Genomic DNA, 22,098 nt, shown 5'->3' on the forward strand with positions numbered 1-22,098 from the left:
CGATAAGATGACTCCCTCCCCTCCATGTAATCCAAAAGACTTCGAACGCGGCCCGGCATTTACCCTACTCGCCATCATTCAGGCCACACTCATATTCACCATCACTTTGATCGCCGTTCCCCTGCCTTTGATCGCCAGCGATTTCGGTCTTGAAATTGCTGATCTCCTCGTGCTTCAAATCGCCTATGGCTTGCCCTATAGCGGACTCTTGCTACTTGGCGGCAATCTAACCGATCGCTTTGGTAGCACGCCTGTTTTACGAACAGGTCTCTGGATCTTTGGGATCGCTTCTTTGGGGTCGGCTCTGACGCCTTTCTTCGAACTTCTTGTTGCCATGCGGGGGTTACAAGGAGTTGACGCAGCCATGGTCGCTCCTGCAGCGCTGGCACAGGTCGCTGGGCTGTTTCCACGTGCTGACGACTTCGAGCGCGCCATAGCACGTTGGGGCGGCATTTCGGTACTGGGCGCCGCTGCCGGAACGGTGCTATCAGGCGTGATCACCACTTGGGTTTCATGGCGTTGGATGTTTCTTGTACCGGGTAGCGTTTCAGCCATCGCCTTGCTGATGACCCAACGCGTGTTACCTTCCTTGACGCGCCGGCACCGAGACCAACCGCTGGATCTACCCGGCGCCTTGCTCGTGCTATTGGGGCTATCGGCAGGCGGGTATGGTTTGGCTATAGGCGGTGAAACCGGCTGGACCTCGTCTCTCGTTCTCGTCGCGCTGTTATCGGGGGCTGCTTCACTGGTGAGCTTTATTTGGCATGAGCGTCGAATAGCGTCCCCTTTGCTGCCAATCGATTTTATGTGTAATAAAGAGCGTGTGGTTGGCGCTTTGGGCATCTTTCTGGCTGCTGCCAGCATGGGGCTCGTGACCTTCATTCTGGCGCTCTATCTTCAAGGAGAGCCAGCGTGGAGCCCACTGGAAACGGCCGGTGCCATGACACCCTTTCTCGCCATTTTAGTATTAGGTGGTGCCCCTTCTGGCTATCTCGTTACACGGTTAGGCGCTTGGCACGCCATGGTGCTTGGGCTACTGCTGGCAGCTACCGGGCTTTGGTCGCTGTCAGGCTTCAGCCAGAATTACCTGTTCGATATATTGCCCGGTTTATTACTGTTACCTGCGGGCACTTCACTTACCTTTGCAGCCTCAGCGGTATTGATGACGAAGGGCGTCCCGCCAGCACGCATGGGGCTTGCTGGCGGTGTCATGAATACCGCCATGGAGCTTGGACCCACCGCTGGGCTGGCCGCTTTCATGACGCTAACGGCGCTGCGTGCCGATATCGAGGCCGGCTGGATGCTGGTTTTTCTGGCGGCAAGCACGGCCTTCCTGCTGCTCTCGCTAGGGGCGCTTTTGATAGTTGGAAGAACCGTTACGGGAGCTCAAAAATGAAGAGCCTTCTGGTGGACGCTTTCATACTCGGTCTGGGCGCAACAGCGTTCATGGACATCCTCGCATTACTGCAAAAGCGGCTATTAGGAATTCCTTCGCTGAACTACGCGCTGGTCGGGCGCTGGCTGGGCCACTTGCCAAGCGCCATCCTGATTCATCGATCCATTGCTCAAAGTCCGGCTATTGAGGCAGAGCGTGCCTTGGGGTGGCTCACGCACTACGTGATCGGTATCGCCTTTGCACTGATCTTTCTGATAATTGCGGGCACGCAGTGGCTGGCACACCCAAAGCTGGTGCCTGCACTGGTTTTTGGCGCGGTAACGGTCCTGGCCCCTTTTCTCATTTTGCAGCCAGGTATGGGGGCGGGCCTGGCCGCACGTAAAACGCCTGCTCCCAACATAGCTAGAAGACGCAGCGTTTTGGCACACGTAAGTTATGGCGTTGGCCTATGGATTGCAGCGTGGGGCTACCGTTTCATTGTTTGAACCCGATATACACATCGCGTCTCACGCGGATCCGCGAGGCGTCTTATCGGGCACTGCGCGGCGTTCGGCGCCGCTGGTAAACGAGCAAAGCGAAAGATTGCGCGAATCATCATGTAAAGACGCGCCGTTACTCCAAAAGCGCGCGGCCAAGATAACCGGCGAAGCGCTCGCACAGTTCGCGGGAGTTCGAGGTGCTGAGCACCAGCTGGATGGCGGGCAGCGTCGGCACGCCGTTGCCTTCATCGAGCACGACCAGCTCGTCCGTCAGCGCGCTTTGGGGCAGAATGCCCACGCCCAGCCCGCTCGCCACCGCCTTTTTGACGTTATCGAAAGAGCCGCTGACGTAGGCAAAATAGTGCGGCCGCCCCACCGCGTTAAGGGCGGCCACCGCGCTTTGGCGAATCACGCAGCCCTCCATGAACGTTGCCAGCGGCACCTCGCCCATCTCGTCGAAATGCGCCGCCCCGGCGCTCACCCAGTAAAGCGGCTCCACCTGAATGACGCGCTCGGCGCTCGACACCACCGGCTGACCGGCGATGCCCTTGAGAATTACCACGTCCAAGCGCTGCTCATCCATCATGTGCGACAGCACGCTGGACGAGGCCGCCGTCACCTCGACGCGCAGCCCCGGGTTTTCGGCCAGACAGAGCGAAATCACCCGGTGCAGGTTGTGGATGGCGAAGTCGTCCGGCACACCGAGTGCGATGCGGCCTTCCAGTGAAGGCGTTTTCAGCGCGCCGATCGCCCGGCTGGTGCGCTGAAGAATGTCTCGGGCGGCGGGCAGCAGCCGTCGCCCCTCGTCGGTCAGGCCGATCACGTGGCCCTGGCGGCGCTCGATTAGCCGACACCCCACGTCCTCCTCCAGCCGCTTGAGCCCAGCACTCAGCGTTGACTGCGTGCGCGCCAGCACCTCGCTTGCCCGCCCAAAGCCGCCTTCCTGGGCAATGCACACGAAGGTGCGCAGCTGCTCCAGCGTAATGCCGCGCTCATTCAGTCGCTGCTCGTCCTGCTCCGTCATTGCCATTCAAGCCCCGCCTAAACACCGCAATCGATTTTGTCGATTATAAGCAGGCCATAATTCATTTAACAAATAGCCGATGTGACGGAAGAATCGAGTCGCCGGGTTTCCCGCGCCAAGCGCTGACCCGACGCCTCCATCCATCAAGAGAAAACCCTATGTTCATGATCGTCGTCCCCATCTTCATGGTCATTTTGCTGGGCTACGGCTTTGGCAAGGTGAAACCGGAAAGCGGCAATGCCGACAAGCTGATCAACGACTACGTCCTCTTCGTCGCACTACCGGCGCTGCTCTTTCTGGCCATCGCCCGTGCCGAGCTTTCGGAGCTTGCGCAGTGGGGCTTTATCGGCGCTTCGCTGCTGGGCATCGTCGTGGTCTATCTGCTCGCCGGGTTCATCGCCCGCGCCCGCGGCGTTGGCCTGCCCCGCTCGTCGATTCTGAGCATGGGCGCCTGCTACGGCACGACCGGCTACATGGGCGTGCCCATCCTCATCTCCGCCTTGGGGCCTGAAGCCGCCCTGCCCGCCGCCATCGCGACCATCCTGCACAACATTCCCGCCATCATGGCGGTCATCATCAGTTGGGATCTGTTCGCTGGCCGCGCGCACGCCGCCCGGCCCTCGGCGGCGGCGAGTCTCTGGAAAGCCTTCAAGGCGACCTTCACCAACCCGCTGACCGTCTCGGTGCTCGCCGGTCTCGTTTTCGTGCTTCTGGGGGTGCCGGTGCCCGAATTCTTGGCCACGTTCGCCGACTTTCTGGGCAGCGCCGCGGGGCCCACCGCACTTTTCGCGCTGGGGCTAGGACTCTCGCGGTTGAACGTTCAAGAGCACGTGACGCGCGAGGCGCTGGGGGTCGTCGCGCCCATGCTGCTGCTCAAGATCGTTCTGCAGCCGCTCGTTACCTGGCTTGCCGGCGTGTATCTGTTCGGCATGGCAAATGATAACGCGCTGTGGCTCGCCGCGGCAGTGGTCATGGCGGCGCAGCCCATCGGCGCCGGGGTCTACGTGTTTGCGAAGAAATACGACTACCGCCAGGAAACGGTGTCGCTGGCGATCATCGTGTCGCTGTTGGTGTCGCTCGTGACGCTACCGCTCGTTCTGGGATGGATGAGCCGCTAGGCCGGGCGTTTCAAGCGCTGGGGCTCTCGCTCAACACGAAAGAGTGAAGCTCGATATCGGTGCGAAACTGCCAGCCCAGGCGTTGCCAGAAGCGTTTGCCGGCGTCGTTATCCACCAGCAACATCAGGTGCGCCTTGTCGATGCCCTCCGAGCGCAGGGCATCCAGGCAGCGGCTGACCAGCGCGCTGCCGATGCCTTGCTTGCGCTGCTGCTCGACCACCGCCAGGTGCTGGATGAACCCACGGTGGCCGTCGTGGCCCGCCATGATCGTGCCGATGATCTCCCCGCCCTGCTCGGCCACGATACTCAACCCCGGGTTGCGCGCAAGGTAACGCGTGATGCCCTCGAAGGAGTCCGCGTCGCGCAGGCGCACGCCCGGCGTTTGCTGCCAAAGCGCCACGGCGGCGGCGTAGTCGTCGAGGGTCATGGGGCGGTAGTGCATGGGGGGCATCCAGAAAGTCAGTGGGTGGCGGTGAAGGAAGTGTGGATCGAGCACGCATACCCCGGCGGCAGATTGGCCGGCAGTGTGTTGGCATCGAAGGTGGCGATGCGCGAATGCTCGGCGCTCACTCGGGGGGCGAACTCACCTGCTAGCGCACAGCCGTAGGTGACGATGAACACGTGTTTGCTAGGAATAACCTCGAACAGGTAGCTGTCGATGATCCCCAAGGCTGTCACCTCGACATCCAGCTCTTCCTGGAACTCTCGGATCATGCACTCGGCGGAGCCTTCGCCTATTTCAATGCGTCCGCCGGGCAACTCCCATTCGTTTCGATCGTTGAGCGCCAGCACTACTTCGCTTGAAGGCAACAGCAGTACGCCTTTAATGGAGACTGGAAACATGGTTCTCTTGGCCGCTGTACAGTTGCCCTTGGTGGATATGGCATAGCGCCAAGTCCGGCTCGGTGCCATTGGCTGCTACCGTCAGTTCGCCTTCTCTATTCCAGCCACCACTGTTGCCGCAGGTTAGCCAGCCGCCAGTGGTGGATATGTGGTTGGAAAGCAGCACCGGCAGGTGATGACGTTTTGCCATGCTGGCCAGTAACTTGGTATCGGCTTCATAACCCGTCTCGGATATCAGAGCACTGGCGATATACACCTGCGCCTGTTGGGCAACGGCAGCTTCGATATGGGCGGGGTTGGCGAAGTCGGCGCATACCGCCAGCGCGATGCGCGTATTGTTGACGCTAAACAGGCAGTGCTGGTTGCCCGCCGAGCAATAAACATCCTCGCCTTCGTGCAGGTACTGCTTGTTATAGAACTCACGTCGGCCATCGGGGAAACAGATCACGGCCCCAATGCTCGGCTTCCCCTCCTCGTTAATCAGAGGACACCCTGCAATGATCACGATCGCGTGACGAGCGGCCGTCTTAGCAAGTGAGTCGAACACCTCGGAGGTTTTCGACAACGCAAGCGCCTCCAGCAACTCGAGCTCATAGCCAGTCAGCGAAAGCTCCGGGAAGACGACCAGGTCTGCCCCCAACTGCGCCGCACGCTCAATGTACGCCACATGCGTTGCCAAATTTTCTTCTATCGCTCCTTTTGACACGGGGATCTGGGCTAACCCAATCGTTATATTACCTGTGCTCATTGCGTCCTCACTGCCACAAAAATAAAGCCGCTACCCGCCATGGCTAGCGCACATCACTTTAGCGGTTGATCTTGACAAAACCAACGACGGGTATTGAGCAATTCTGTACAAGCATTCGAGCGGCCACCTGCCTTAAGCTTACCGGGTGACAGACGAGGAGCGCGGTATGCGAAACGCCAGCCGATTTGAATTCATCAAGAGCCAGCACGTACCGAGTTTGACCGTGCTGCACGCGGCGATGGAGGATTTCAGCTACGACCGCCATGCCCACGAAGAGTACGCCTTTGGCGTGACCCTGGCCGGGCGGCAGGATTTCTTCAGCGGCGGGCAGTTTCACCAGAGCCCGCCGGGCAATGTGATCGTGTTCAACCCCGAGGAGGTGCACGACGGCCAGCCCGGCGGTAAGGATACGCTGGATTACCTGATGCTCTACGTTCATCCGGAACAGGTGGCGCCGCTTTACGCCGAGGTGCTGGGTCATGAAAGCAAGGCAGGGTTTCGTTCGCCGAACACGCTGATTCAGGATGCCCGGCTTAAGGGCGATATTCTGGAGCTGGCGAGGCTAGTAACCCAAGGCGCGGGAAGCTGCATCGACCAGGAAAGCGCGCTTTACCGGGTGGTGGAGCGCACAGTTCAACTGGGCGGCACCTCGAATACCGTGCCACGCCCTACCCGGCCGGAAACGCTGCTCCACCGGGCGAAAGCCTACATTCATGCTCACCTGGAGCGGGACATGTCCCTGGACGAGATCAGCCAGGCGGCGCATCTTTCCAAGTACCACTTCCTGCGCCTGTTTCGCCAGCACTACGGCATCACGCCACACCAATACGTGATCAACTGCCGTATCAACGCGGCGCGCACGGCGCTAGACACGGGCGCTGCCACTAACGAGGTAGCGCAGCGCTTCGGCTTTGCCGACACGAGCCACTTCAACCGCCGCTTCAAACGTATCTACGGTATGACGCCGAGCCAGTACCGGCGCGATATTTCACGCTAAATCCCCCTCCGAGGTTTTACCATGCTGGGAATCATCCTGTATGGGCTGGGCGTCATGTACACGCCCGGGCCCGTGAACCTGCTCGGCCTGAATCTGGGCATCAATGGCCAGGCCAAATATTCCATTGGCTTTTGCCTGGGCGTGGGCAGCGCGATGCTGTTCTACCTGGTGGTACTGGGCTTCGCCGGTGCTGCGTGGATCGACGGCCAGATTCTTGTGGTGCTCAGTGCGCTGGGCTGCGGCTATATTCTCTATCTCGCCTGGAAGATCGCCCGCGCCAGCGCAGAACTCGAAACCGATGACGCGCCCACGCAGCTTTTCAGTTTCCGTGACGGGGTGGCGATGCAGCTTTTGAATCCCAAGGCCATGGTGGCGGTGTTGCCCATCGTCACGCTGCAGTTTCCGGCGGCGGGTATCGACGGCGTGAGCCTGGTGGTTTGGGCCGTGGGGCTTTCGCTGCTTGCCGCCGGCGCCCCCGGCAGCTACATGCTGCTGGGCCGTATTGTCGGACAGCGCATCCAGCAACCGCACCTGGTGAAAGGCTTCAACCTCGCCATGGCCGCACTGCTGGCGGCCGTGGCGGTGTCGATTGGCGTCGAGCACGTGTGGGTGCCGCTTACCTCTGCGGCAGGCTAGCGGTTTGCGTAGACAAGGCTAATGTCTATCGGTGCCGATCTCGTGGCTTAAAAACAGCCTCGTCGAATGGTGCACATAGCGGTAGATGCCGGTGCAATGATGGGCACTGGGCCCGGCAACGTTCAGCACTCGGACATCGAACTCGCGCACGAAGTCGTCCAGCAGCGTAGCTGCCGTCTCATACGTTACCAGGTCGATATCGATCAGTTTGTAAGGTTTAGCCTGACGAATACAGAAGAGCACCGTCGCCTCGGTGCCGCCGCGCGGGTAAGCGCTATAGAAAATGGCGGTGCCGTCGGCGTCCTGCACGTTGCGTTTGGTGCGCTGACGGTAACCGCCGCCGATTTCCGTCAGTGTATAGACAGCGCCAAGCGGCCCATCCTCGGCCATCCGCCCTACCGGGCAGGCGCCGCCAATGGGAAAGCCCGCGTCGAGCGCGGCATCGAGTGCCGCCCGGTCGGCGCCGGTCTGGCCGCCGCTGATGATCTTTTCCAGCATCTATCGTTATCCGTCCTGGCCCATGCCGTCTTGCGAGGGCGACGGATTAGCAGGGCTCTCGCCCAGGGCTGGCAGCACCACCTGTTCAACCAGACGCTCCAGCAGATCACGATCGATCGCGACCCTCAGAATCAGGGCGCGATAGGCCGCCATGGAGGGAATGATCTGGGCGGCGAGGGCAATATCTGCCGTTGGCGGGATGTCACCTCGCGCTTGGGCGCGCTCCATCAGCACCGCATTCGCCGTGATCCATGGCTCGAAAATCGAGTAGTCGCCCGTGTCTGCCAATCCCGGCACCTGGCTGATCATCGACACCACACCCGCCATGGCGCGCAATATCCGGTCCACCTTCGCGCCGTCCTGTGGCCGAAACATCGCCAGAAGATCGCCCCGTAACGAGCCGGTATCCGGCAGCGCTTCCAGGTCGATCTGTTGCGCCTTCATGTGCGCGACCGCGTCCAGTACCAGATCGGTTTTCGTCGGCCAGCGGCGATACAGCGTGCCTTTCCCGGCCTGCGCGCGATCCGCCACCTTTGCCGTGCTCAGCCCGTCATAGCCGACCTCCGCCAGCAGGTCGATCGTCGCCTCCAGAATGGCGACGTCACGTTCGGGGTCGCGTTTGCGTCCTCGCGCGGCAACAGGAAGATCATTGTTAGTCATTGACATTTTTAATCCGATACTACATGGTTCCGATACCACTTAGTTCCGATACTTTTTGGTATCGAAATTATCGAGTGGCTTGATCATAACCGGAGCTTATCATGCGCTACAACCTTCTGGGCCGCACCGGCCTCTTCGTTTCCGACATGTGCTTGGGCACCATGACCTTTGGTCAGAGCGGCGGCCCTTATGCAGCCGCCAGCGGCGTCATGCAGGACGAGGCCGAAGCGATCCTGCGCCGTGCTTTTGATGCAGGCATCAACTTCATCGACACGGCCAACGTCTATGCGGGCGGGCAGTCGGAAGAGATCGTGGGTCGCGCCCTGTCCTCGCTCGGTATCGCGCGCAAGGACGTTGTGCTGTCGACCAAGTTCGAGCATGGCACCGGCAAAGGTCCGAACGATGGCGGTGCCTCGCGCCAGCATATCCTGCGCGAGGTGCACGGCAGCCTGAACCGTCTCGATACCGACTATATCGACCTTTACCAACTGCACGGCTTCGACCCCGCCACCCCGGTCGAGGAAACGCTGCGCACCCTGGATGATCTTGTCCGCCAGGGCCTTGTCCGTCACATCGGCGTGTCGAACTGGGCCGCGTGGCAGCTGGCCACGGCGCTTGGTGATGCCAAACGTCTGGGACTGGAGCGGTTCCAAAGCTATCAGGGCTACTATTCGCTGGCCGGGCGCGACGTGGAGCGTGAGATTACCCCGCTCTTGCAGGCAGAAGGTCTGGGCCTGATGGTCTTCAGTCCGCTCGCCGGGGGCTATCTGACGGGCAAGTATCGCAACAGTGATGAAGGCCGCCGCGCCACCGTTCCATTCCCCCCGGTGAACGAAGCGCGCGGCGCGCCGCTTCTGGACGTGATGGACGACATCGCTGCGCGGCATGGCACCACCCTCGCGGCCATCTCGCTGGCGTGGCTCTTGCACCAGAAGGTCGTCACCAGCGTGATCCTCGGCCTGAAACGGCTCGATCAGTTGGAGGACAACCTGAAGGCCGCCGAGGTGGCGCTGTCCGAGGACGACCTAGCCGCTATGAATGCGGCAAGCGCCCTGACCCCGGAATACCCCAGCTGGATGATGGCCTCGGGTGAGGGGCCGCGCCGCAGCCTGATGGAGACCGGCAGGATGCCCGAGACGCAGTGGGGTGCCCAATGACGATCCTGGTCACCGGCGCGACCGGCCAGGTCGGTGCGGCAATTCTTGACCGTCTGCACGGGGCAGACATCCGTGCGCTGACCCGCGACCCCGCGCACCTTGGGGAGCGCGACGGAGTCACAGCGGTTCAGGGCGACCTGACCGACCCGGTATCGGTCGAGGCGGCGCTACAAGGCGTCGATACGCTATTTCTGCTGACATCGGTCAGTCCGGATGAAGCAAACCAGGCGATGATGGCCGTGAACCTGGCAAAGGCGGCAGGCGTGCGCGGCATCGTCTACCTGTCCGTCAGCCACGCAGGCCGCTATGTCGACACGCCCCATTATGCCAGCAAGCATCTGGTCGAGCGGATGATCTGGACGGCCGGGCTGCCCGCCACCATTCTGCGCGCCAATTACTTCATGCAGAACGACCTGACGGCAAAGGACGCGCTGCTTGAAGGCGTCTTTCCTCAGCCGATCGGTAAGGTCGGCGTGGCCATGGTCGACGTTCGCGACATCGCGGATGCCGCGGTGGCCGAACTCCTGCGGCGTCATCAGGCCGATGCGCCGCTGCCTGCCAGCCTGATCGAGGTGTGCGGCCCGGAGGTTCTGACCGCCGCCGACGTGGCGGCGATCTGGACCGACGCGCTTGGGTTTGAGGTTTCCCCCGGCTCGGCTGACCTCGGCGCCTTCGAGGCCGGTCTGCGCGACCGGATGCCCGCCTGGATGGCCCATGACCTGACGCGCATGTTCGGCGGCTTCCAGCGAGAAGGGATGGTACCGGCGCCGCAAGCGGTTGCCACGATGGAGCAACTGATCGGCCATCCGCTGCGGCGTTATCGCGACTTCGCGCAGGAGGCGGTGGCGTCGTGGAGAACCTGAGATCACCAGGCCGTCTTCGGCTGATAGTGGAAATGGGGGCGCTGTTCGTAGCGGCCCCCGTTGTGATGGCCTTCATCGCGACGCCGGGGCAGCTTTTTCCCTCGATCCTGCCGCTTCTGGGGATCGGTCTGATTCTCCTGCACATGACACCCGACTTTCGGTGGTCTTCGATCCTGCACGGTTGGCAAAACACGCGCGCCCTGCTCATCGCTGCCGCAGGGCTGACGACGTTCATCGCGGGCTGGATCGCCATCCAGTGGCTACAGCCCTGGGCGACCTTCTGGCTATGGCGCGAGGAACGATCCGTGTTCTGGGGGTTACTGGTAGCTTATCCGCTGCTGTCCGCCCTGCCGCAGGAACTCATCTACCGGACGCTCTTTTTCCGACGCTACGCCGCGATCCTGCCGACGGGCCGCCGTGCCATCCTGCTCAATGCCACGCTGTTTGCCCTCGCGCACGTGATGTTCTGGAACTGGGTGGTGCTGCTTGTGACGTTCTTGGGCGGACTGTTGTTCGCTTGGTCCTACCGTCAGCGTGGCCTTGTCGAGGCCTGGGCCCTGCACGGCCTGACGGGGTTTTTGCTGTTTGTCACCGGCGTCGGCTGGTATTTAACGCCTGAGGCGTCGGCCCGGCCCTTCTGACCTTTCTCTTCCCGGCCTCTCTCCGGTCTCTTACCGGCCTCTCCCCGGCTTTCATGGCTTATTTTGAAAGTGTCCGGAACGCGGCGGGCTATAAAGCGCGATATTTGCTCTAAGCTGTTGGTCGACATGCCCTATCAGGAGGAGACAACGCATGAATGCACAGAAAGTGGCGCTGGTCACCGGCGGCTCGCGCGGTATCGGCGCAAGCATTGCCAGAAAGCTCGCCAACGACAACGTCACGGTGATCGTCAATTACGCAAACAGCTTTGATGAAGCGGCGAAGGTGGTCGAGGAGATCGAGGGTCAAGGCGGCAGCGCCAAAGCGTTTCAGGCGGATGTGGCGAATGCGGACGCGGTGCGCCAGCTCTTCGACGAGATCGAAGCGCAGTACGGCCGGCTCGACGTGCTGGTCAACAGTGCCGGGATTCTGAAGCTCGCGCCGCTGGCCGAGTGCGACGATGCGCTGATCGACGCCCACATCGATATCAATCTGAAAGGCTCGATCTACACCATGCGCGAGGCAGCCAAACGCCTGCAGAACGGCGGGCGAATCATCAACCTGTCGACCAGCGTGGTGGGCCTGAAGCTCGAGAACTACAGCGTGTACGCGGCGACCAAAGCGGCGGTGGAAACCCTGGGGGCGATTCTCTGCAAGGAGCTTCGCGGACGCGAGATCACCGTCAACAGTGTCGCCCCCGGCCCCACCGCCACGAAGCTCTTTTTCGACGGCAAGTCCGACGAGTTGATCGACAAACTCGCCAAAATGCCGCCGCTGGAACGTCTGGCCGAGCCCGAGGACATCGCAAGCGTGGTGGCGTTTCTCGCCTCGCCCGCCGGCGGCTGGATCAACGGCCAGACGCTGCGCGCCAATGGCGGCGTTGTCTAGCTAACCACCTCCTCTTCACGGCAGCGCCGCACGCTCTGGGCCAGCTCGCGGACCAAACCGTGCACGCGCGCCACGCTTTCGTCGGGTGTCGCGGCTTGCTCGATATGGTCCACCAGCGCTGAGCCCACCACCACCGCATCGCTGAAACGGCCGATAGTCGCGGCCTGTTCCGGCGTGCGGATACCGAAGCCTACCCCGATGGGGAGCCGGGTATGGCGTTTTAGATCGGCGACTGCGCGCTCGACACTGTCCGGCGTGGCCGCCCCCGCACCGGTTACCCCGGCCACCGAGACGTAGTAGATAAACCCGGAGGCGTTGGCCAGCACCTGCGGCAGGCGCTTGGCATCGGTGGTGGGCGTGGCCAGGCGGATGAAGTCGATGCCGTGGCGGGCGGCAGGCGTGCAAAGCTCGTCGTCGTGCTCCGGCGGCAGGTCCACCACGATCAGGCCGTCCACGCCGGCCCGGGCGGCGTCTTCCAGAAAGCGCTCGACCCCGTAGCAGTAGATGGGGTTGTAGTAACCCATCAGCACGATCGGCGTGTCCTGGTTCTTCTCGCGAAAGCGCTTCACCATGGCAAGGGTTTTGGCCTGGGTCTGGCCTGCGTCCAGGGCGCGCAGGGCCGCTTTCTGGATCGCCGGGCCGTCGGCCATCGGGTCGCTGAAGGGCATGCCCAGTTCGATGATATCCACCCCCGCTTCCGGCAAGCCATCAAGCAGCCGCTGGGAGGTATCCGGGTTCGGGTCGCCGGCGGTCAAGAAGCTGACCAGCGCCGGGCGGTCTTGCGCTTTCAGTGCGGCAAAGCAGCGCTCGATACGTGAGATGCTGTCAGTCGAGTTGGCTTGGCTCATTGGAACTTGTCTCCTAGATGGTGAGCAACGCTCATCATGTCCTTGTCACCGCGTCCGCTCAGGTTCACCACCATCAGGTGATCGCGGGGTAGCGTGGGCGCGCGCTTGGCCACTTCGGCCAAGGCGTGGGCGGTTTCAAGCGCCGGAATGATGCCCTCTTCGCGGCAGCAGATCTGAAACGCCTCGAGCGCCTCGTCGTCGGTGGCCGAGACGTACTCGACGCGGCCCTGCTCGTGAAGCCAGGCGTGCTCGGGGCCGATGCCTGGGTAGTCGAGCCCCGCCGAAATCGAATGGGCGTCGATGATCTGGCCATCCTCGCTTTGCAGCAAGAAGGTGCGGTTACCGTGAAGCACGCCAGGAGTGCCGCCGTTCAGGCTCGCCGCGTGCTGGCCTGTCGCCACGCCCTTGCCGCCGGCTTCGACGCCGATCATCTGTACGCTGTCATCTTCAAGGAAGGGGTGGAAAAGCCCCATGGCGTTGGAGCCGCCACCGATGCAGGCAACGAGCGAATCCGGCAGGCGCCCTTCTTTCTCCTGCATCTGGCGGCGGGTTTCATGGCCGATCACCGCCTGGAAATCGCGCACCATGGCGGGGTACGGGTGCGGCCCCGCCACGGTGCCGATGATGTAGAAGGTGTCGTCGACATTGGTCACCCAGTCGCGCAGCGCCTCGTTCATGGCGTCCTTCAGCGTACCGGTGCCGGAGGTGACCGGCACCACCTTGGCGCCCAAAAGCTTCATGCGGAACACGTTGGGCTGCTGGCGCTCGATGTCGGTAGTGCCCATGTAGATCACGCACTCAAGGCCGAAGCGCGCCGCCACCGTGGCCGTGGCCACGCCGTGCATGCCCGCGCCGGTCTCGGCGATGATGCGCTTCTTGCCCATCTGTTTGGCCAGCAGTACCTGACCGATGCAGTTGTTGATCTTGTGCGCGCCGGTGTGGTTGAGCTCTTCGCGCTTTAGATAGATCTTCGCGCCGCCGAAGTGCTCGGTGAGCCGCTCGGCAAAATAGAGCGGGCTTGGCCGACCCACGTAGTCGGTTTGAAAGTAGGCAAGCTGTCGCTGGAATTCGGGGTCCGCCTTGGCCGCGGCGTATTCATCGCGCAGCTCATTGATCAGCGGCATCAGCGTTTCCGCCACGAAGCGCCCGCCGAAGCGGCCGAACATGCCGTTGCCATCGGGCAAGGCGGTCGAAGGAGTAAAAGGCTGGTTCATCGCGACCTCGAAGGGCTGGAAAGACGTTGCCTGGTAAGGCGTTCATTGATGTCGTCACGTTACCCGAGACGCGAGGGACAAAAAATCGATAAGATAGCGGTTATCTGTGAGTTTTAATCAACTATCGAGAATCCCTTCATGCAGAACAGTCTTCCGCCGCTGAGTGCGCTGCGTGCCTTTGAAGCCACCGCCCGGCTTGGCAGCGTGAGCGCCGCCGCCGGCGAGCTCAGCGTGACCCACGGCGCGGTCAGCCGCCAGCTCAAGACGCTGGACGAACATTTCGAGACGGCGCTGTTCGCCAAATCCGGTCGTCGCCTGGTGCTGACCCCGCACGGCGAAACGCTGCAGCGCGGCCTTGGCGAGGCCTTTGCGCAGCTGCGCGATAGTTGCGCCTCGCTCAAGCGTGAGGTGGAGGGCGCGCCCTTTACTCTGGCCTGCCCCGGCAGCCTTCTGGCGCGCTGGCTGATTCCTCGGCTCGAACCGCTGCGCCGGGCGCTGCCCGAGCTCAACCTTCAAGTGGTGGTCAGCGACACCGAGCAGCCCGGCGGCCAACAGAGCGCCAGCGCCACCCTTGCGTTTCTGGAGCCGCCCTGGCCCGTGAGCGGTGAGGTGATCGAGCTAATGGCCGAGGAGATCTGCGCGGTGGCAAGCCCGGCACTTGCCGCACGTCTTGACGCCGATGCACCGGCATCGCTGTTCGAACAGACGCTTCTGACGACCGCCTCGCGCCCTCAGGCGTGGCCGGCCTGGGCCCACGCGCTGGGGCTCGATGAAAGCGCTCTTAACAAGGCGTTGGAACACAGCCTGGGGTTCGACCACCTCTACTACCTGATGGAGGCCGCGGTCGCGGGGCTCGGGGTCGCGATCGCGCCCCGGCTGCTGGTGAAGGATGACCTTAAAAGCGGGCGGCTGGTCGCACCCTGGGGAAGTGTCGCCACCCCCGCCCGCCTCTGTCTGTGGCTACCGGACGAGCGCCGCACCGGCGCGGGAGAGCAGCTGGCAGCGTGGCTCAAGCGGGAGCTTGACGCGTCACGCTAGCGTTTGGCGGTACTCGGCCAGCGCTCGGATATCCGCAGGCGTGGTGCGACAGCACCCGCCGATACCCGCGGCGCCGGCAGCGCGCCAGATCGCCGCGCCCTGAACGAGCCCGGAGGGCGCGCCGCTGTGGTCGCAGGCCGCCGGGTGCCAGGTTTTGGTGGTCGGGTCGTACTGTTCGCCGGAGTTGGGGTAGACCAGTACCGGCAGGTCGCACGCCTGCTTGATGGCCTCGATCAGCGGCGCGATATGGGCAAGCGCGGTGCAATTGATACCGATGGCCGCCACGCCCGGGCGCCCTGCCAGGGCCCTGGCGCACTCGGCAATCGGCGTGCCGTCGCTGATATGCGCGCCATCCTTCGCCGAGAACGTGATCCACGCCTGCGCTCCGGGATGATCGGCGAGCAGGTCGGTGATCGCCAGCGCCTCGTCGAGCGACGGCAACGTTTCCGCCGCCAGCAGGTCGGCGCCTGCTTCCAACAGCAGTGCAAAGCGCTCGCGATGAAACTCGACAAGCCCTGCACGGTCCAGGTCATAGCCGCCGCGGTACTCGCTGCCGTCGGCAAGATACGCGCCATAGGGCCCCACGGAAGCCGCTACCAGCGGTTTCGGGCGCCCGCTATCCGGCTGCCAGACAGCGTCGCGGGCATCACACGCCAGCGTCACCGAGCGCGTGATCAGCGCGCGCGCCTCCCGCTCGGAGAGCCCCGCCTGCACGAAGCCGGCAATCGTCGCCTGGTAGCTTGCGGTGATCGCACAGTCGGCGCCGGCCTCGAAGTAGGCCTGATGCACCTGGCGGATCTTCTCCGGCGCCTCGCTTAAAAGCCGCGCCGACCAGAGGCTGTCGTTGAGATCGCATCCCAGCGCTTCGAGCTCGGTGGCCAGCGCGCCGTCGATCACCATGAAAGGCACGTCGCGAAGCAGAGTCTGGAGTGGGTTGGCGTGCTGGCTCATGCGGTGGTCTCCTTGGCGGTGCGGGCACGTTTGGCCGACTGGCGGCGGTGCAGGTAGTGAATCAGATAGCAGAGCGCGATGAACGGCACGCCGAAGTAGAGTGCGATGCGCTGCTGCGGATCAAACGCGATGCCGATACAGGCGGCAAGGCAGGCGCCGAAGGCGATCAACGGCACGAACGGATAGCCCGGCGTGCGGTAGACCAGATCCTCGAGCCGGCCGCCTTCGCGCAGGTACTGGCGGCGGAAGTTGAACTGGCTCAGCGCGATCGCCATCCACACGATCACCACCGCAAGCCCGGAGATCGACACCAGCACCAGATACACGGTTTCCGGCGCGTAAACGCTCGAGAACAGCGCCCCGAAGCCGCCGATCATGCTCAGTAGCAGCGCGTTCATGGGAATGCCGCGCTTGTTGAGCCGGCCAAGCGATTTAGGCAACGTGCCCTGATCCGAGAGGGTCCAGAGCATGCGCGCCGAGGCGTAGAGCCCGGAGTTGGCCGCCGAGAGCAGCGCGGTGATGATCACGAAGTTCATGATGTCGGCCGCCCCCGGCACGCCGATGCGCTGGAAGACCGCGACGAACGGGCTTTGGCTGAGCCCGGCCTCGGTGTGAGGCAGGAGGGCGGCGATCACCACCATGGTACCGACGAAGAACAGAATCAGCCGCCAGAGCGTGGCGCGAATCGCCTTGGGGACGTTGCGCGCCGGGTCCTCGGCTTCACCGGCGGCGATGCCGATCAGCTCGGTACCGGAGAAAGCGAACATCACCGCCAGCAGCGTCATGCCGATCGTCAGAAGGCTTGGCGGCATCGCGCCCTCGCCCCACAGCGCCGAAAGCCCGGGGGAGGCCACGGCGGCGCCGGTGTCGTCCTGCAGCGGCACGAAGCCAATGATCGCCGCGGCGCCGATCAGCACAAACGCCACCACCGCCAGCACCTTGATCAGCGAAAGCCAGAACTCGGATTCGGCGAAGAAGCGCGAGGTGAAGGCATTCACTCCGAACACGATGGCGGCAAAAAGCCCACTCCAGTACCAGCCGGGAATATCGGGAAACCAGCGCCCCATGAACACCGCCGCCGCGGTGAACTCCGACCCCAGCGCTACCGTCCAGGTGAGCCAGTACATCCAGGCGACCATATAACCGGTGCCGGGGCCGATGTAGCGCGTGGCGTGGGCACTGAACGCGCCGGAGTCCGGCATGTGCACGGCAAGCTCGCCCAGGCACATCATCACAAGCCAGGCAACGATACCGCCCACCAGGTACGCCAGCACCGCGCCCATCGGGCCCGCCTGCTGCACCGTATAGCCGGAGCTCAGAAAGAGCCCGGTACCGATCACCCCGCCAAGCGACAGCATCACCAGGTGCCGCGTGCTCATACTGCGCTTGAAGTGCGCGCCCTCTTGGTCACTCATGATACGTCCTGAAAATTGCCTGTTCGGCCCATCGGGCTCGCGATCCCGCTCAGCGGGCGCGCCATTTTAGTGCAAACTCATGACGACAAAAAGAAATTAAAAAGCAATCATCTATATTTTAATGGCATATAAAGGCGCGCAGTGCAGTGACCGAGAATGATGCCACGCCAAAGAGTGAGCCCAGCGCTACTGGTTCGAGGCGATCAGCGTCCCGCCAGCGGCCATGAACAGCCCCCCGGTCGCCCGGTTGAAGCGCTTGTAGCGCCGCGGGGTCTGGAACCAGCGGCTGATGCTGGCGCCCAAGCCCGCGTAGGTCGACATCAGGGTGAAATCGATCACCAGCCAGCTCAGCGCCAGGATGACGAACTGGAGAAGCTGCGGCTGGCTCACGTCGATGAAGTTGGGAAACAGCGCGGCGAAAAAGAGCAGATCCTTGGGATTGCTGATGCCCACGGTAAAGCCGCGACGAAAGCGTGTTGTGGCGGACACCTTCGGCCCTGCGGCCACGTTGGGGCTTGCCATCGCCGGGCTGGACGTATCGCGCCAGGCCATGATCCCCAGATAGATCAAATACGCCCCACCGACCATTTTCAGCATGTAAAAGGCGGTTTCGGACGTGGCAAGTACGGCGCCGAGGCCCAATGACGAGATCACCATCAGCACCAGCGAGGCCAGAATGCCGCCCAGCACGGTGGCAGTTGCCTGGCGGCGGCCGAACTGCAGCCCGTGGCTGGTGCACAGCAGCGCCACCGGCCCGGGAAAGATGATCAGGGCGAAAATGACGCTGACATAGGTCAGCCACGTTAGTGCATCCACGAGGTACTCCTTGTTTGCTGGGCTAGGGGCCGCTTTGACGCTTGAAAGGGCACGGTCTACTGCCCTCAAGCACGCCTTTTACTCGAACACAGTCTAACCCGCGTGCTGTTTAAAAAGGGAATTCGTTGGCAGGTGAGGCCGGATGCTTGTCAGCTTTCTCCCTATCACGGCCAAGCGACGCGACTAGCCGCGCCGCTTGCGCGTCAGGGTCTCAGTGACACGAAGTTGAGCCCGGTCGTTCTGGTGGCGGTTTCGATGGCGGCTTTCGGGTCGTCGATGCCTACCTCGACCATGCCTACTTTACCCAGATCGATCAGCCCGGCCTCGATCAGACGCCAGATCGACAGCACCGTTTCCGATCGGTACATGCGCGACCCGCGGATCGTCAGCCGACGGCGCAGTACCTCGCCATAGGGAAACGGAATGTCCTGGCGCACGCCGCCCATCAGCACCAGGGTGCCGCTATCCCGGAGCGCCGCAAAACCGGCCAGCAGCGGATTGGCGCTATCAGCGTCTCCCATGGTATCGATCACCACATGCGGGGCCCCTGCCACCGCCGTGATGGCCGCGGCGTCCTGGTCGATGTCGCCAGTCAGACGGACGGGTATCACACGCGCATCCAGCGTGGCCAGTTTCTCGAGCGCGGCTTGATTGCGACCCAGCGCGACCACCCGCGAAGCGCCTTTGGCCAAAGCGACTAGCACCGCCGCGCCGCCCATCTGCCCGGTGGCGCCCAGAATGGCCACGACGTCGCCCGGTTGTTGGCCGGACTGCACGACACCCTCCCCGGCGATGCCGAGCCAGGTAAGAAACGCCAGCCGGCCGGGGTCATCGAAATGCTCCGCCCCGGGCAGCCGGGTGACGGCTTCTTTCGGCAGCAGCGCCTTTTGCGCCATGGTGCCGTTTCGCCACCGCGTGCGCATGGCGTCCACTACCTCGGTGTCCTCGCCCCGCCCGCCTATCTCGCCCAGCCCCATGAGCACGTCTTCGGGGTGGTCGATATCCCCGGACTCGACCAGACAGTCGAGGGCCACGACATCCCCGACCTCCACGTTGAAGACATCATCGGCCTTTTCCCGCACCACGCCGACGCCGCCAGCGCCCAGCACCAGCGGCACTGGCAGCGGAATATCAGTGCTGTCGACCATCGCCATCAGGTAGGCGGGCACGTGGACCGCCCGCACATCCACGACGACGGCCCCTGGCCGGCATTCGGGATCCGGGCGTTCGACACAGGCAAGCGGCGTTTGAAGGGTTTCCTTGTACCAGGCTTTCATCAGCAGTCACTCCTTTGGGTGAAAGACATATAAATTGGATGTGGCAACGACAGCCACGGTACGAGGCTAAGACCTCGACTATAGTTGAGGTCAAAAGGTTTATTCTTGACTCAAGCTGCTGTATTAAAGAGACAGCAACCGAAATACATTCAGTAAACTCGAGGTTTGAACATCCAATGGCTACCGATCTATCCGTTGGCGACGTCGCCAGGCGCAGCGGCGTGCGCGTATCGACGCTTCATTTCTACGAGTCCAAGGGGCTGATAGCGTCCTGGCGAACCAGCGGCAATCAGCGCCGCTATCCGCGTAGCGTACTGCGCCGCGTTGCGGTGATTCGCATCGCCCAGCGCGCCGGTATTCCGCTGGCAATGACCAAGGCGCACCTGGATTCGATTCCCTCCGATCGCCCGCTGAGTGCAGCGGACTGGCAGGCGATCACGGCCGCCTGGCGCGAGGAGATCGATCGCCGGATGGAAAGCTTGATGCAGCTGCGTAACCAGATGGACCGGTGCATCGGCTGCGGCTGTCTGTCTCTCGCCGACTGCCCGCTGCGCAACCCGGATGACCACCTGGCCGAAGAAGGCCCCGGCGCACGCTTGCTGACCACATCAAACGTCTAGACGCGACACGCACGTTCGGTGGCGACCCTGCGGTTTGGAATCGCCCGGGAAAAGGGGTAGGGTTATTGATCAAACATTCAATAAAAGGAGTGTCCATGCAACGCCTTCCTTCTCTAGGTGCGCTGTCTCTAGGTCTTTTCGCTGCCGCCTCTTCCGTGCAGGCTCAAACGCCGCTGGAGCAGCAGCTAAAGGATCTCGAGTCGTTTCAGGTGATCGCTCACCGCGGCGCCAGCGGCCACGCGCCGGAAAGCAGCATGGCGGCGCTGGAGCTCGCCCACGCTTGGGGCGCGGACTACCTGGAGCTGGACATTCAGATGACCTCTGACGGCGAGCTGGTCGCCTTTCACGACGACACCCTGGAGCGCACCAGCAACGGCGAAGGGCATATCAACGACTACTCGCTTGCCGAGCTGAAGGAGCTGGATACCGGCAGCTGGTTCAACGAGGAGAACCCCGCGCTTGCCAACGAGGCGTTTGAAGGCGCCCACATCCTGACGCTGGAAGAGGTGTTCAACCACTTCGGCCAGGACGCGCGGTATTACCTGGAAACCAAGTCGCCGGCGCTCAACCCGGGCGTCGAAGAGGGACTGGTGCGCCGGCTGGAAGCCTATGACATGATCGAGACCGGCCGCGTGCTGATCCAGTCCTTCGATCAGGAAAGTCTTTTGAAGATTCACGACCTGAACGCGGATATCCCGCTGATTCAGCTGGTGTGGTACTCGCCGGATGACGAGAACGAAGGCCATCTGACGGAGTGGACCGGCGTCACCCCGGGCCCGGACGAGATCACCGACGCGGACTTCCAGGCCGTGGCGGATTACGCCGTGGGATTGGGCACCAACTACCTGTTTGATGACGAACCGGTCATCACCGAGGCGTTCGTTCATCAGGCCCAGGAGAACGGCCTGGCGGTGCATGTCTACACGGTCAACGACGCGAACGAAATGCAGCGCCTGCTCGACTGGGGCGTCGACGGCCTGTTCACCAACTACCCGGACCGCTTGCTCGAGCTGACCGAATAGCCCCGGCTATCTCGCCACCCCCCGCCCGCTGAGTCGCTCCTGGTGGCGGCTGACGAGCTCCGCCAGAAAATCCACCACGGCGCGTATTCTCATCGATGATGCGATATCGGCCTGGCTCACCAGGTAGATCGGCTGGGCCACATCGATATCGATTGAGAGGCACGCAAGCCCCGCGCGCTGGGCTACCAGATGCGGCAGCGCCGCAACCCCGATGCCCGCCTGGGCCGCTGCCACTTGGGTCGCCACCGAGGTAGTCGTCAATACCGGCGCGCGGCCTTTCAGCACGGCCTCGCACCACTTGGCCGCCGGCAAATGGGCGTACTCCTCGCTCCAACCAATGATCGCGTCCTCGTCGAAGTCTGCGCTTGCTTCTCGCCTGGCGGTGTAACCGGCACTCGCATAGGCACCGTAGCCCAGCGTGCCCAGCCGCCGTAACGTCACGTTGCCCCGCGTGGGCCTGACCATGCGCAGCGCCAGATCCGCATCGCGGCGGTGCAGGTTGACTGTGGTGATATCGGTGACAAGCTCGAGGGTGAGCCCCGGGTAGCGGCGGTACAGTTCTGGCAGCGCCGGCAGCACCAGCTCGGTCGCCAGGTTTTCCGCCGTGGCCAGGCGCACCCGGCCGGTGGGTAGACGCATCTGCCCGGCGCCGAAGGCGATGGCCGCGGCGGCGGCCTCCATCGCCTCGGCGTTTTCTACCAGCGCCGTACCCGCCTCGGTCAACCGGTAGCCCGACTGAAGCCGGATGAACAGCGCCACCTCGAGCGAACTTTCGAGGCGCTCGATGCGCCGGGAGAGCGTGGCAATGCCGAGCCCCAGCGCCCCCGCCGCCCCACTCAGCGTTCCGTGGCGCGCCACGGCCAGAAAAGCGCGGGTATCATCCCACACCCAAGCGGTGGCGGCGCTTTTCTCAGCCGCCGCCGGCGTTTTCTCGTTTGGCATCGAGCGCTC

25 protein-coding genes are annotated in these 22,098 nt (G+C 62.9%); 12 read left to right on the plus strand and 13 right to left on the minus strand.

Annotated elements, in window-relative coordinates; genetic code table 11:
• Positions 1–7: 7 nt before the first annotated feature.
• Both ACGLWX_RS03845 and ACGLWX_RS03850 read left to right on the plus strand, forming a co-directional pair.
• Positions 8–1,396, plus strand: a complete 1,389-nt coding sequence (locus ACGLWX_RS03845) for an MFS transporter (protein WP_396237460.1) — start codon at positions 8–10, stop codon at positions 1,394–1,396.
• The gene (locus ACGLWX_RS03850; protein ID WP_396237462.1) at positions 1,393–1,881 is read left to right on the plus strand and encodes a DUF2938 domain-containing protein; all 489 of its coding nucleotides are present in this window, start codon (positions 1,393–1,395) and stop codon (positions 1,879–1,881) included. Before ACGLWX_RS03845 ends, ACGLWX_RS03850 begins: the two co-directional genes overlap by 4 nt.
• A gap of 127 nt (positions 1,882–2,008) precedes the next feature.
• On the opposite strand, the gene ACGLWX_RS03855 is transcribed toward ACGLWX_RS03850, so the two are convergent.
• Positions 2,009–2,905 carry a LysR family transcriptional regulator gene (locus ACGLWX_RS03855; RefSeq protein WP_396237464.1) on the minus strand — a complete coding sequence of 299 codons (897 nt, stop codon included), beginning with the start codon at positions 2,903–2,905 and terminating at the stop codon, positions 2,009–2,011.
• 152 nt (positions 2,906–3,057) lie between these two features.
• On the opposite strand from ACGLWX_RS03855, the gene ACGLWX_RS03860 reads away from it, so the two are divergent.
• The gene (locus ACGLWX_RS03860) at positions 3,058–4,017 is read left to right on the plus strand and encodes an AEC family transporter (RefSeq protein ID WP_396237466.1); all 960 of its coding nucleotides are present in this window, start codon (positions 3,058–3,060) and stop codon (positions 4,015–4,017) included.
• A gap of 10 nt (positions 4,018–4,027) precedes the next feature.
• Here ACGLWX_RS03860 and ACGLWX_RS03865 read toward each other — a convergent pair whose 3' ends face one another.
• The 3 genes from ACGLWX_RS03865 to ACGLWX_RS03875 are packed head-to-tail and all read right to left on the minus strand — an operon-like array spanning position 4,028 to position 5,608.
• Positions 4,028–4,459, minus strand: a complete 432-nt coding sequence (locus ACGLWX_RS03865; RefSeq protein WP_396237468.1) for a GNAT family N-acetyltransferase — start codon at positions 4,457–4,459, stop codon at positions 4,028–4,030.
• Between the two features lie 17 nt (positions 4,460–4,476).
• On the minus strand, positions 4,477–4,860 hold the full coding sequence (locus tag ACGLWX_RS03870; RefSeq protein ID WP_396237470.1) for an NUDIX domain-containing protein: 384 nt from the start codon (positions 4,858–4,860) through the stop codon (positions 4,477–4,479).
• A complete protein-coding gene (locus ACGLWX_RS03875) occupies positions 4,841–5,608 on the minus strand; it encodes a carbon-nitrogen hydrolase family protein (protein ID WP_396237472.1) in 768 nt (255 codons plus the stop codon). The genes ACGLWX_RS03870 and ACGLWX_RS03875 overlap by 20 nt, the downstream gene beginning before the upstream one ends.
• A 166-nt stretch (positions 5,609–5,774) precedes the next feature.
• Between ACGLWX_RS03875 and ACGLWX_RS03880 the strand changes: the two genes are divergently transcribed.
• Complete coding sequence (locus ACGLWX_RS03880) at positions 5,775–6,605, plus strand: helix-turn-helix domain-containing protein (RefSeq protein ID WP_396237474.1); 831 nt, start codon at positions 5,775–5,777, stop codon at positions 6,603–6,605.
• 21 nt (positions 6,606–6,626) lie between these two features.
• Entirely contained in the window at positions 6,627–7,241 is a 615-nt protein-coding gene (locus ACGLWX_RS03885; protein ID WP_396237476.1) for a LysE family translocator, read from the plus strand.
• Positions 7,242–7,259: 18 nt separating this feature from the next.
• On the opposite strand, the gene ACGLWX_RS03890 is transcribed toward ACGLWX_RS03885, so the two are convergent.
• The gene (locus ACGLWX_RS03890) at positions 7,260–7,739 is read right to left on the minus strand and encodes a YpsA SLOG family protein (RefSeq protein ID WP_396237478.1); all 480 of its coding nucleotides are present in this window, start codon (positions 7,737–7,739) and stop codon (positions 7,260–7,262) included.
• A gap of 6 nt (positions 7,740–7,745) precedes the next feature.
• Positions 7,746–8,399, minus strand: coding sequence for a TetR/AcrR family transcriptional regulator (locus ACGLWX_RS03895; protein WP_396237480.1), 654 nt, complete (start codon positions 8,397–8,399; stop codon positions 7,746–7,748).
• Positions 8,400–8,500: 101 nt separating this feature from the next.
• Here ACGLWX_RS03895 and ACGLWX_RS03900 point away from each other — a divergent pair, with 101 nt between their 5' ends.
• The 4 genes from ACGLWX_RS03900 to ACGLWX_RS03915 all read left to right on the plus strand — a co-directional run bounded on the left by ACGLWX_RS03900 (position 8,501) and on the right by ACGLWX_RS03915 (position 11,946).
• Positions 8,501–9,556: an aldo/keto reductase gene (locus ACGLWX_RS03900; protein WP_396237482.1), complete on the plus strand. Its 1,056-nt coding sequence runs from the start codon at positions 8,501–8,503 to the stop codon at positions 9,554–9,556.
• On the plus strand, positions 9,553–10,419 hold the full coding sequence (locus tag ACGLWX_RS03905; RefSeq protein ID WP_396237484.1) for an SDR family oxidoreductase: 867 nt from the start codon (positions 9,553–9,555) through the stop codon (positions 10,417–10,419). The genes ACGLWX_RS03900 and ACGLWX_RS03905 overlap by 4 nt, the downstream gene beginning before the upstream one ends.
• Positions 10,407–11,060, plus strand: a complete 654-nt coding sequence (locus tag ACGLWX_RS03910; protein WP_396237486.1) for a type II CAAX prenyl endopeptidase Rce1 family protein — start codon at positions 10,407–10,409, stop codon at positions 11,058–11,060. The genes ACGLWX_RS03905 and ACGLWX_RS03910 overlap by 13 nt, the downstream gene beginning before the upstream one ends.
• Positions 11,061–11,211: 151 nt before the next feature.
• Entirely contained in the window at positions 11,212–11,946 is a 735-nt protein-coding gene (locus ACGLWX_RS03915; RefSeq protein ID WP_396237488.1) for an SDR family oxidoreductase, read from the plus strand.
• Here ACGLWX_RS03915 and trpA read toward each other — a convergent pair.
• Both trpA and trpB read right to left on the minus strand, forming a co-directional pair.
• The gene (gene trpA, locus ACGLWX_RS03920) at positions 11,943–12,794 is read right to left on the minus strand and encodes a tryptophan synthase subunit alpha (RefSeq protein ID WP_396237490.1); all 852 of its coding nucleotides are present in this window, start codon (positions 12,792–12,794) and stop codon (positions 11,943–11,945) included. The genes ACGLWX_RS03915 and trpA overlap by 4 nt on opposite strands.
• Complete coding sequence (gene trpB, locus ACGLWX_RS03925) at positions 12,791–14,008, minus strand: tryptophan synthase subunit beta (protein ID WP_396237492.1); 1,218 nt, start codon at positions 14,006–14,008, stop codon at positions 12,791–12,793. The genes trpA and trpB overlap by 4 nt, the downstream gene beginning before the upstream one ends.
• A gap of 138 nt (positions 14,009–14,146) precedes the next feature.
• Between trpB and ACGLWX_RS03930 the strand changes: the two genes are divergently transcribed.
• A complete protein-coding gene (locus ACGLWX_RS03930) occupies positions 14,147–15,046 on the plus strand; it encodes a LysR family transcriptional regulator (protein ID WP_396237494.1) in 900 nt (299 codons plus the stop codon).
• Here ACGLWX_RS03930 and mmuM read toward each other — a convergent pair.
• From mmuM to ACGLWX_RS03950, 4 genes are all read right to left on the minus strand, one after another.
• Positions 15,038–15,997: a homocysteine S-methyltransferase gene (gene mmuM, locus ACGLWX_RS03935; protein ID WP_396237496.1), complete on the minus strand. Its 960-nt coding sequence runs from the start codon at positions 15,995–15,997 to the stop codon at positions 15,038–15,040. The genes ACGLWX_RS03930 and mmuM overlap by 9 nt on opposite strands.
• The gene (locus ACGLWX_RS03940) at positions 15,994–17,412 is read right to left on the minus strand and encodes an amino acid permease (protein ID WP_396237498.1); all 1,419 of its coding nucleotides are present in this window, start codon (positions 17,410–17,412) and stop codon (positions 15,994–15,996) included. Before ACGLWX_RS03940 ends, mmuM begins: the two co-directional genes overlap by 4 nt.
• A 186-nt stretch (positions 17,413–17,598) precedes the next feature.
• Entirely contained in the window at positions 17,599–18,228 is a 630-nt protein-coding gene (locus tag ACGLWX_RS03945; RefSeq protein ID WP_396237499.1) for a LysE family translocator, read from the minus strand.
• A 203-nt stretch (positions 18,229–18,431) separates the two neighbouring features.
• Positions 18,432–19,505 (minus strand): zinc-binding dehydrogenase, encoded by a 1,074-nt coding sequence (locus tag ACGLWX_RS03950; protein WP_396237501.1) that lies wholly within the window; start codon positions 19,503–19,505, stop codon positions 18,432–18,434.
• 176 nt (positions 19,506–19,681) lie between these two features.
• Here ACGLWX_RS03950 and soxR point away from each other — a divergent pair, with 176 nt between their 5' ends.
• On the plus strand, positions 19,682–20,125 hold the full coding sequence (gene soxR / locus ACGLWX_RS03955) for a redox-sensitive transcriptional activator SoxR (RefSeq protein WP_396237503.1): 444 nt from the start codon (positions 19,682–19,684) through the stop codon (positions 20,123–20,125).
• A 95-nt stretch (positions 20,126–20,220) separates the two neighbouring features.
• Positions 20,221–21,147 (plus strand): glycerophosphodiester phosphodiesterase, encoded by a 927-nt coding sequence (locus ACGLWX_RS03960; RefSeq protein ID WP_396237505.1) that lies wholly within the window; start codon positions 20,221–20,223, stop codon positions 21,145–21,147.
• 6 nt (positions 21,148–21,153) lie between these two features.
• Here ACGLWX_RS03960 and ACGLWX_RS03965 read toward each other — a convergent pair whose 3' ends face one another.
• On the minus strand, positions 21,154–22,089 hold the full coding sequence (locus ACGLWX_RS03965) for a LysR family transcriptional regulator (RefSeq protein WP_396237506.1): 936 nt from the start codon (positions 22,087–22,089) through the stop codon (positions 21,154–21,156).
• Between the last annotated feature and the right edge of the window lie 9 nt (positions 22,090–22,098).

The organism is Halomonas sp. HMF6819 (assembly GCF_044335525.1).
GTDB lineage: Bacteria > Pseudomonadota > Gammaproteobacteria > Pseudomonadales > Halomonadaceae > Vreelandella.

Coding starts and splice junctions, on each gene's coding strand:
- ACGLWX_RS03960 (WP_396237505.1), top strand. CDS start 20,221: ATGCAACGCCTTCCTTCTCTAGGTGCGCTGTCTCTAGGTCTTTTCGCT.
- ACGLWX_RS03900 (WP_396237482.1), top strand. CDS start 8,501: ATGCGCTACAACCTTCTGGGCCGCACCGGCCTCTTCGTTTCCGACATG.
- ACGLWX_RS03845 (WP_396237460.1), top strand. CDS start 8: ATGACTCCCTCCCCTCCATGTAATCCAAAAGACTTCGAACGCGGCCCG.
- mmuM (WP_396237496.1), bottom strand. CDS start 15,997: ATGAGCCAGCACGCCAACCCACTCCAGACTCTGCTTCGCGACGTGCCT.
- ACGLWX_RS03890 (WP_396237478.1), bottom strand. CDS start 7,739: ATGCTGGAAAAGATCATCAGCGGCGGCCAGACCGGCGCCGACCGGGCG.
- trpA (WP_396237490.1), bottom strand. CDS start 12,794: ATGAGCCAAGCCAACTCGACTGACAGCATCTCACGTATCGAGCGCTGC.
- ACGLWX_RS03870 (WP_396237470.1), bottom strand. CDS start 4,860: ATGTTTCCAGTCTCCATTAAAGGCGTACTGCTGTTGCCTTCAAGCGAA.
- ACGLWX_RS03895 (WP_396237480.1), bottom strand. CDS start 8,399: ATGACTAACAATGATCTTCCTGTTGCCGCGCGAGGACGCAAACGCGAC.
- ACGLWX_RS03850 (WP_396237462.1), top strand. CDS start 1,393: ATGAAGAGCCTTCTGGTGGACGCTTTCATACTCGGTCTGGGCGCAACA.
- ACGLWX_RS03940 (WP_396237498.1), bottom strand. CDS start 17,412: ATGAGTGACCAAGAGGGCGCGCACTTCAAGCGCAGTATGAGCACGCGG.
- ACGLWX_RS03965 (WP_396237506.1), bottom strand. CDS start 22,089: ATGCCAAACGAGAAAACGCCGGCGGCGGCTGAGAAAAGCGCCGCCACC.
- ACGLWX_RS03860 (WP_396237466.1), top strand. CDS start 3,058: ATGTTCATGATCGTCGTCCCCATCTTCATGGTCATTTTGCTGGGCTAC.
- trpB (WP_396237492.1), bottom strand. CDS start 14,008: ATGAACCAGCCTTTTACTCCTTCGACCGCCTTGCCCGATGGCAACGGC.
- ACGLWX_RS03865 (WP_396237468.1), bottom strand. CDS start 4,459: ATGCACTACCGCCCCATGACCCTCGACGACTACGCCGCCGCCGTGGCG.
- ACGLWX_RS03950 (WP_396237501.1), bottom strand. CDS start 19,505: ATGAAAGCCTGGTACAAGGAAACCCTTCAAACGCCGCTTGCCTGTGTC.
- ACGLWX_RS03905 (WP_396237484.1), top strand. CDS start 9,553: ATGACGATCCTGGTCACCGGCGCGACCGGCCAGGTCGGTGCGGCAATT.
- ACGLWX_RS03880 (WP_396237474.1), top strand. CDS start 5,775: ATGCGAAACGCCAGCCGATTTGAATTCATCAAGAGCCAGCACGTACCG.
- ACGLWX_RS03855 (WP_396237464.1), bottom strand. CDS start 2,905: ATGGCAATGACGGAGCAGGACGAGCAGCGACTGAATGAGCGCGGCATT.
- ACGLWX_RS03930 (WP_396237494.1), top strand. CDS start 14,147: ATGCAGAACAGTCTTCCGCCGCTGAGTGCGCTGCGTGCCTTTGAAGCC.
- soxR (WP_396237503.1), top strand. CDS start 19,682: ATGGCTACCGATCTATCCGTTGGCGACGTCGCCAGGCGCAGCGGCGTG.
- ACGLWX_RS03915 (WP_396237488.1), top strand. CDS start 11,212: ATGAATGCACAGAAAGTGGCGCTGGTCACCGGCGGCTCGCGCGGTATC.
- ACGLWX_RS03875 (WP_396237472.1), bottom strand. CDS start 5,608: ATGAGCACAGGTAATATAACGATTGGGTTAGCCCAGATCCCCGTGTCA.
- ACGLWX_RS03885 (WP_396237476.1), top strand. CDS start 6,627: ATGCTGGGAATCATCCTGTATGGGCTGGGCGTCATGTACACGCCCGGG.